Source organism: Parapedobacter tibetensis, assembly GCF_024704835.1.
GTDB lineage: Bacteria > Bacteroidota > Bacteroidia > Sphingobacteriales > Sphingobacteriaceae > Parapedobacter > Parapedobacter tibetensis.
Genome location: NZ_JAMXBE010000007.1, coordinates 249,925 through 258,464 on the forward strand (window position 1 = coordinate 249,925; position 8,540 = coordinate 258,464).

The following is an 8,540-nucleotide window of genomic DNA, read 5'->3' on the forward strand; positions in this document are numbered from 1 at the left end:
TGCAACTCCACCTATACCCCTCCCTATATACCGGTAAGATACATCAATGCTCCACGGTTGCTATGCGTTATAAAAGGTGAATGATAGGTGGCTTATATGTGGGTAATACGTGGATAAACAGTGGCTAATAGTTGGATTCAAAAAGCATTGTACACGGCCTTGTCGCCGCTATGAAGTCGGACGGCCGTCACCGAACCTGTTCCGGCGAACATAAACACCATTCCAACGATGTTGACTGGACTCGCAGCGAGTGGCAATTCATATGCTTTGGATCCATTGACCTCGTAGACGAATTTTCCATTCACACTACGGCACGCCACTGATACCCAATCCGAAAAATCCACGCCGAAGGCGGACAGGTCTTCATTTTTTCCAGATACGGATTGGTTACCCCCCATCAGACCCAATTCGGAAACACATCCCTTTGTAGATAGGGACAGCGATATAGGCATGCCATCCGTGATGAGCAGGATTTGCGAAAACTGGCAGGCATTGTTGCCCGCTTGGTAGTCATTACGCACCTGCGCCCTGAATGAAAAACCAGCAATCGGTACCGGTTCAAAGTTACCTACGTTGAAGTATTTCACAACGGGTGGGTCGGGCATCAGGTCGATTTGGTTAGACATGATAGTCTCCGCTGAAACACTGAGCCTATCTTTATGGAGAAAATCATCCGGTCTCAGGTATATGGGAACCGGTGTTCGATCAATTGTACCGAGCCAACCAGCTGAAGGGATAAGTAATGGATGTTCCTTCACCACTTGCTGGCCTATGAGCAGCTTCGCCATATAGAATCCAGGTTCATAGTACACCGAAGTATGTTTATCGCCATCCTTGGATACTTGTGTCTGCCGCATGGGATCCCAGCTTTGCTGGATAAATACCGAGTCCATTGGTGCATGGGAGGCATCGTAGGTAAAGATAACGGAATTGGGGATATCCTGGGTCAGTGGTTTGCTATCAAACACATAGTCGTCGGGTATAATGCCTGATGCTTCGGAAGGACCTTCATATTTTGTTTTGAAGAAAACAAAAAACCCAACCAACAAAAGGGCAAAAATGCCCAATAGCCAAAGGACCGGCCGTTTCTGTTTTATTTTAGCTTTCCGATTTGGAGATTCCTCCACAGGTTGGACAAGATCTTGTTGCGCCACCACAAAAGCCCGCCAATTTTCATATGCAAGAAACGCAGCCAATGTATCCAATGTAGATGTAGCCGGTTTCCCATCATGCTTCACGCGGCCCCAAACACGTTTCAAGGTGCTTGGACTTAGCATCACTTTCGTCTGCTCGTAAATCCGTTCACTTAATTTATGGAAGTCTGTACTTGACCATTGCTGACTATCGCCCCAGCCGAGTTTTTTCTCGATTTCCTGCAAACACATTGTCAGTAAGTTTTGATTTTCAACCACTTGCTTAGTAATTATAACCGCTGAATGAATTTGAACCGAATTGAATCGCTTATGGTTCGATTAAGAACTAAATGATCTGAACCTTTGCAATCAACAAACAAATTTATCTAAAGTAACTAAATAAACAACCCTATGATGATGAGAAATAAAATGATATCCTTATGCTGTTGCACCTTTTGTCTCGTAATAGTGGCATTTGGACAGCAAAACCGGCCTAAATTGGCATCTTCTTCTGATGGTTCCATCAAAATCCCAATGGAAGAAGCGTATTGGCAAAGTGATTCCGGCAAGGTAGCATTTGAGGAGGATCAAGCGATTCCTACTATGCGGATATTACCCAAGGCGGGTTTGATACAATTAAAGGATTTTGATTTTTCTACTGGCACTATTGAATTTGACTGGCGGCCCACGGATCCCATGTTTTCCTCTTTTTATTTCAGGCACCACAGTGCCCAGGAATCGGAGTGCGTTTACCTCCGTACAGCGCGGGCAGGCAATCCCATGGCGATGGACGCCGTACAATATGCGCCGTTCCTAAAGGGGGTAAATCTCTGGGATCTGTTAGGCCATTTCCAAGGCTCCGCTAGTTTCAGCAAAACAGACTGGAATCGTGTCAAACTGGTTATCTCCGAAAAACAATTGCAAGTCTATATCAATGACCTTTCCACACCCGTGTTATGGATTCCCCAACTGGAGGGCAATGTGTCCAATGGTACGCTTGCATTTAATGGGGAATCTATCGTTGCCAATCTGACTGTGAAGCCCGGAATTGTGGACGGCTTACCTTCCCCCGCAAGTATGGATCCCACTGCTAATGATCCACGTTACCTCCGCCAATGGTTGGTCAGCGAACCGGAGATATTTCACGTGGGATTGGAACCGGTAAATGACGACTTCCCCAAATCCAATGCCAATTGGACGGATATCCAAGCCGAGCGCCGCGGGTTGGTAAACCTCACTCGACCTTATGGCATCACAAAAGAACGACGATTGGTATGGTTAAAGACCCATATCCACTCATCTTCTAATCAACAGAAACAGTTGGATTTCGGCTTCAGTGATGAAGTATGGCTCATGGTCAACGGACAGTATGTTTATATAGACAAGAATTACTACGGACATCCCATCATGAAGCCCCCATTTGGAAGATGTTCCATTGAAAATGCTTCCATCAAGCTTCCGTTGAAGGAAGGAGACAATGAGGTGTTAGTTGGGGTAGCCAACAATTTTTACGGCTGGGGGATTGTTGCCAGACTAGACGATTTGGATGGAATCACTTTTTAGCTAACACCTCATCCACCATTCCAAAGTCCTTTGCTTCTACGGCGGTCATCCAATAATCACGGCTGGAGGCCTCATTGATCCGGTCATAGTCCTGTCCACTGTGTTCAGCAATGATACCATATAGCTCCCGCTGTACCTTGAGAATCTGTTGGGTGCTGATGTCCATATCCGCTGCTGTGCCTTGCATGCCGCCCGATGGCTGGTGAATCATCACGCGGGCATGTTTTAGTGCCGCTCGCTTTCCTTTGGTCCCCGCACAGAGTAGCACCGAACTCATAGATAGTGCGGTGCCCGTGCAGATCGTGGCCACATCTGGCCCAATGTACTGCATGGTATCGTAGATGCCTAAACCGGCATAAACCGACCCACCTGGTGAATTGATATACAACTGGATATCCTTTTTGGAATCGGCCGACTGCAAGAAAAGCAGCTGAGCCTGGATGATGTTGGCCACTCGGTCGTCCACAGGCTCGCCCAGAAAGATGATGCGATCTACCATCAGCCGGGAAAAGACATCCATTTGGGCCACATTGAGTTGCCGTTCTTCGGTAATGTATGGTGTCATGGCCATTGGCATATCATAGCCATGTATCCGATTGATGAACCTGTCTACATACATTCCATTGATTCCATGATGCTTTACCGCATACTTGTGAAATTCATTGCTGTTGATATTCATGATGATTGTTGTTTTGTTTTTTCAAAATTTTAAACGTAGTTATCCCTGTACACCAAATCATGGTGCATGCCGTGTTCCATTGAATACGAAAGAATTAAAGGTTATTTATGGAATAAGCCTAATATCCTTTTGCGAAAAGATTGATGCACTGATGTGGTAAACAGCAACTGATGTACCTGCTCAAGCTCGTGCCGAATTTGCTGACGACCATATTCATGAATGATGTGATAGGTCTTGTATTGCCAGTTTACCTCATCCTGCAACTTAGGATCCAGTAGCAGTTTGGCTTCAAAAAGCATGTATTGCTCTCCCGATGCTTGCTGAAGCAGGCAATCTTCCATCAATTGTAATTCATTCAACGAAGTCTTCATATTGTAATGATCTTTCTTTAACCACTTGCCTCGCCTTTTGGAGGCATTTGAACTTTTGTACAGTTGCTGAGCGAATTCCCGAAAAACCAAAGCGGCTTGCTACTTCACCCATCTCCAACTTTTCATAATAAAAAGCCATCAGTAACTTCATGCATTTTTTACCTGCGGCCTGCAATACATGTACAATTCGCTGACTTGCGATTGCAGTTTCGGATTGTGTGACAACGACCTTGTCAACAGCGGTTTCATCATCCTCAAATGTCGCCATCAATTGGTCAAGCGATGCATATCGAAGGTTTTCTTTATACCGTTTGGTCCACAGATGCCGTGCGATACCGAATACATAAGCCTCTTCATTATGTTCCAGTACCAAGGATGTGGTCAATACTTTTTCGTAATAAATAACCAATGCGTCATGGAAAATGTCCTTGGCTTCATCAAGATGCCCTCCCCTTTTGGCAACATAACGAGCAACTAAGGGAAAAATTCGTTGGTATAGCGCGATAAAAAGGGCCTCGCGAGCTGTTGTCTTCCTATTGTTAACAGGTGTTTTTGTCATCATTTAAAACGGGCTTTTAATACTATGTGCATTCCCATGAAGAGGTATCACCCAAATTTATCAATTATTTTTTTCATATGCAGATTGACCGTTGGGGTCTTCCAAACAATCGTCAGTACGTGCTGTTAGTAAACTACGGGGCCAACTGGTTACAGATTGTAAGTTGTTCGACGCTTCACAGCAAAGAATGTTTCCTTGGAGAACCACGTTTAAAGTAAACTATATTCATGAAAGTAGCTTATATATCTACATGCCAACCTCGAGAATGCGGCTTGGCCACTTTTAACAAAAATTTGATTCAGGCCATAGAACCGCACATGCCAATGTCTGATAGTTTTATTGTGGCACTCAATGACTCGGATGATAAGCGTCAATATCAGTATGATCATACCGTCAAATACGTCATCCGTCAAGAACGAATAGCAGACTACCTATCTGCAGCCGCATTCATCAATCGAAATGGTGTTGGGATATGCTGCATTCAGCATGAGTTTGGTGTTTTTGGAGGGAGAAGTAGTAAGTACTTGCTCACACTGACTAAGGCACTTAAAGTGCCTTATACCATTATTTTCCACACCGTTTTAAAATCGCCTGACACTATGCAAATGACCATTATGAAAACACTTGCGTATGGTGCTTCAAGCATCGTGGTGATGAGTGAGAAAGCAGTCCAACTCCTGCGTGATATTTACCACATTCTTCCTAGCAAGATTAAATGCATACCACACGGTGTGCCTGATTTTGAAATCTTAGATTTGCAAGCGAAAAAACATGCATTGGATTTCCCCTTTCGCAAAACGCTCCTCACTTTCGGGCTAATCAGTCCAAACAAAGGGTTGGAAACCGTTATTAGGGCGCTACCTACTATTCGTGAACAACATCCTGATATTCAGTATATCATCTTGGGTAAAACTCATCCAGGCATCAAGAAAGTCTTCGGTGAAGGCTACCGAGAAAGCTTACAATATTTAGCCAAAACGTTGGGTGTAGAGCGTCATCTGTTATTCATATCAGCGTTTGTCTCCGAAGAAGATTTACATGCATACCTAACGGCATGTGACATCTACATTACCCCGTACCTTAATGAAGAACAAATCACGAGTGGCACATTGTCCTATGCCATTGGAGCGGGAGCAGTGGTTGTTTCAACACCTTATTGGCATGCATGTGAATTGCTCAAGGAAAACCGCGGTCGGTTATTCGGCTTCGATGATTACCTACAACTTTCGGTTATTGTAAATAATCTGCTAAACAGACCAGCTGAAATAGAAGTGCTGAAACAAAACGCCTATGTTTATGGCCTGTCGCTCCGGTGGCCAAAAATAGGCAAACAATATGCGCAATTATTCAAAGCAGTATTGACAGAAACCAAAACCAGGGTGATAGCCTCAAAAAGCATAGTCACCGAAGCTCCCACTTCAACCAACCCTTCTTCATTCTCTTTGAGACCGTCTTAGTAACCAACCAAGACTGTTTAAAACCCTTAAAGCATCAAAGGAGCTACAACCCATTAGCTGCAGCAACCTTTGATGCGATAAAAGATTGGCCGATATAATGCTAATCTTAATCTTAAGGCGAAGGCACTACACGCTCGAATGATTCCATGCCATTGCTCACTGAATCCCTCAGTTCTTTGGCTATCTCTTGATGCTGTTTTAACTTGGGAAGGGATTTTATGGCAAAATCCTTGATTTCAGGATCATCGGCTTCTTCAGAAGCAACCTCAAACAAGGAGACCACCTTGCTACGGTCTGCCACCGCCTGCTCCATATAACCTATATCAAAATCGACACCAGATATTTCGCTGAGATCCTTTATTTTTTCCACATGGTTTTCACCGGGGGTCGGCGGTAACGTGATGTTCTTCTGCATGGCTATCGCTTCCAATTCTTCCACAGTCTTGCCATGGTCGGCTATAACCTTTTGTGCCAAATCCTTCACGCCTTGGTCGTCGCTTTTTTCCAATGCCAGTTTGGCAAGTTCTATTTCAACTGGCTTTTCCTATTGAGTTTTCGGATTGTACTAAATACTACATACCCCTGTCTCCATTTTGAAAAACATTGTTCCATAATATGGAATTAATTCCCCATAACTTTTTCATTCCATTTATGATATTTCAGATTCACTTATGAAAACACCGTTTTTTTTAGACGAAATGAAAGAAAACCAAAAACATGGCATCGTCTCTGCATTCGTTAACCACAATAAACATGGAATAATAAAATAAGGAGAACTGATGGGAACCTACAATAAAATCGTGAAGGTACATGGACATGACACAGAACATTAGGTAAGGGTCAGTTATTGCGTAACTATAGTTTGACAAGCGAATGGATGGCAACTAACATGGATAAATCTACACATGACGGAGGGTTAAGCAATGTCTTCCTTTTCCAAGGGTCATACTTCGTGATTACGGGAATTTGGCCAGTGGTTGGTATCAACAGTTTCATGGTAGCCACAGGGCCTAAGCAAGATATATGGCTTGTGCATATGGTGGGTTTATTGGCTATATCTATTGGCCTTACTTTTCTCATATCGTCACTTCGTCAGCAGCGATTACCCATATTTTTGGCTTATGCCACTACACTAAGCTTCCTTGTCATGGATATCATTTATGTGGCAAGCGGGGTCATTCAGCGTATCTATCTGCTGGATGCTTCCATTCAATTTTTATTCCTTACGCTTTTGACCATTTTTATCATTAGGAAACAACAACGAAACAGGAAATAAACCCATCACACTACCGTGGATGCCGTTACGCGGCATGGCATTTGAAGAAACCGGAGCGTCACGCCACCATTTTGTCCCCCCGCTGCCCATTGAGGAACCCTCAATGGCTTGCATGTGATATCTAGCAAACACCTATCCTCTTTTTGGCTTGTTTTTGGAGGTGTTCGGATAATATATCCTCCATGTACTAAAAACCATACTTCGTGTTGCTTTAGAGGAAGTATCTCAAAAAAACTAAAACCTTTCTATCCACTGAAATGTATACCTATGTGTCGATTATGATATGATTAAGAATTGTAGATTTTAGATTTATATTTTTTTGGTTTGAAACTGTTTGAATAAATGTTGTTCATTCAAATTATCATATTTAACAGATAAAGTTTATGGAAAATTCAGCAAAAATCATTTGGGCCTCACCTCAAACGCTTGCCCGTGATGGTATCATTTCCCTTCTTGACCAAGAGCCTGATTTTACTTTTGTGGAAGTCATATCCAAAAAGGAAAATATTCTATCCGCGCTGTCTACCAGGCTGGCAATTGATATGCTAATCATTGATCATGCCTTTCTCTCAGAAGACCAAAAGTATCCCATGACATTGAAGAAAATTGCGCCGCAGATTAAAGTATTGGTCTTATCGAGTATTGAGTTTGATGAGGATATCCTGGGTTTGATGAAGTCTGATGCAGACGGATACCTCGTGAATGAAGCAAATAAGGATGAATTGATATTTGCAATCAAACATATTCTTGCGGGTAACACCTATATTTGTACCGCCTTGTATTTAAAAGTATTGGAGCGTATCGCTGCAACGGATTTTGGAAAAGAAGATCAGGACGTGGAGTTTTCGCCTAGGGAAGAGCAAATCTTAAAGCTCATTCTTGAAGGTTATTCCAACCAGGAAATTGCCTACCAGCTTTTCACCAATAAGCGCACGATTTTGAAATATCGGGAGAGCTTGCTCGAAAAGACTGGAGCATCCGATATTGGCACGGTAATCCGAATAGCGTTGCAACAGGGCGTATTGAATTAATCGCATCTGCGGCTCTCTTGCATAACTCCATCCCACATGGCAGCTCATATCACCTCTGCATGTGAGAACGAACATCAAAGACAGTGTCATGGAAGAATCAGCAAAAGATTTTGAAATCATCATGGGAGAAGGCCAATTCATTGGAGATCGGCTTCTTATTGAACCGGTGCAAACCACTGATGGAATCCCTATCTATAATTGCTACCTGGAAGGAAAATCAATCAGCCAGCTAAGGCAGGCCACCTCTGGGGAATGGATGCAATTGTGGGGCACGTTGGAAAAGGATACTGTACAGCGCATTGGAAAAACCATTGAGGATCGTATAAGATAAGTTGGCGGTTGGTTTGAAAGTGGCCGTAGTGGAAGCGTTTGAAATAGGTAAAGGTACCACTGGTTTTTCCACAGGAAACCTATATGCCCCAGTAGGGGTAGTGTAACGTGAACTGTGTCATCCGGATCAACCTATTCCTA

The 8,540-nt window shown here is 43.4% G+C and carries 10 protein-coding genes; 5 read left to right on the top strand and 5 right to left on the bottom strand.

Going from position 1 to position 8,540, the window contains the following annotated elements; translation table 11 throughout:
- Positions 1–137: 137 nt before the first annotated feature.
- Positions 138–1,385 carry a hypothetical protein gene (locus tag NF543_RS13930; RefSeq protein ID WP_257668747.1) on the bottom strand — a complete coding sequence of 416 codons (1,248 nt, stop codon included), beginning with the start codon at positions 1,383–1,385 and terminating at the stop codon, positions 138–140.
- A gap of 162 nt (positions 1,386–1,547) precedes the next feature.
- Between NF543_RS13930 and NF543_RS13935 the strand changes: the two genes are divergently transcribed.
- Positions 1,548–2,696, top strand: a complete 1,149-nt coding sequence (locus tag NF543_RS13935; protein ID WP_257668748.1) for a hypothetical protein — start codon at positions 1,548–1,550, stop codon at positions 2,694–2,696.
- On the opposite strand, the gene NF543_RS13940 is transcribed toward NF543_RS13935, so the two are convergent.
- The 3 genes from NF543_RS13940 to NF543_RS13950 form a co-directional block, all read right to left on the bottom strand.
- Positions 2,686–3,375, bottom strand: a complete 690-nt coding sequence (locus tag NF543_RS13940) for an ATP-dependent Clp protease proteolytic subunit (protein ID WP_257668749.1) — start codon at positions 3,373–3,375, stop codon at positions 2,686–2,688. The two genes, NF543_RS13935 and NF543_RS13940, sit on opposite strands and share 11 nt — an antisense overlap.
- A gap of 101 nt (positions 3,376–3,476) precedes the next feature.
- Positions 3,477–3,746 carry a hypothetical protein gene (locus NF543_RS13945; RefSeq protein ID WP_257668750.1) on the bottom strand — a complete coding sequence of 90 codons (270 nt, stop codon included), beginning with the start codon at positions 3,744–3,746 and terminating at the stop codon, positions 3,477–3,479.
- A complete protein-coding gene (locus NF543_RS13950) occupies positions 3,727–4,308 on the bottom strand; it encodes an RNA polymerase sigma factor (RefSeq protein WP_257668751.1) in 582 nt (193 codons plus the stop codon). Before NF543_RS13950 ends, NF543_RS13945 begins: the two co-directional genes overlap by 20 nt.
- 320 nt (positions 4,309–4,628) lie before the next feature.
- On the opposite strand from NF543_RS13950, the gene NF543_RS13955 reads away from it, so the two are divergent.
- The gene (locus NF543_RS13955; RefSeq protein ID WP_257668752.1) at positions 4,629–5,762 is read left to right on the top strand and encodes a glycosyltransferase; all 1,134 of its coding nucleotides are present in this window, start codon (positions 4,629–4,631) and stop codon (positions 5,760–5,762) included.
- A 112-nt stretch (positions 5,763–5,874) separates the two neighbouring features.
- Here NF543_RS13955 and NF543_RS13960 read toward each other — a convergent pair whose 3' ends face one another.
- A complete protein-coding gene (locus NF543_RS13960) occupies positions 5,875–6,291 on the bottom strand; it encodes a DUF4142 domain-containing protein (RefSeq protein WP_257668763.1) in 417 nt (138 codons plus the stop codon).
- 360 nt (positions 6,292–6,651) lie between these two features.
- Between NF543_RS13960 and NF543_RS13965 the strand changes: the two genes are divergently transcribed.
- The 3 genes from NF543_RS13965 (at position 6,652) to NF543_RS13975 (ending at position 8,400) form a co-directional block, all read left to right on the top strand.
- Positions 6,652–7,038, top strand: a complete 387-nt coding sequence (locus NF543_RS13965; protein ID WP_257668753.1) for a hypothetical protein — start codon at positions 6,652–6,654, stop codon at positions 7,036–7,038.
- A 383-nt stretch (positions 7,039–7,421) separates the two neighbouring features.
- Entirely contained in the window at positions 7,422–8,069 is a 648-nt protein-coding gene (locus NF543_RS13970; protein ID WP_257668754.1) for a LuxR C-terminal-related transcriptional regulator, read from the top strand.
- A gap of 61 nt (positions 8,070–8,130) precedes the next feature.
- Positions 8,131–8,400, top strand: coding sequence for a hypothetical protein (locus tag NF543_RS13975; RefSeq protein WP_257957505.1), 270 nt, complete (start codon positions 8,131–8,133; stop codon positions 8,398–8,400).
- Positions 8,401–8,540 lie beyond the last annotated feature (140 nt).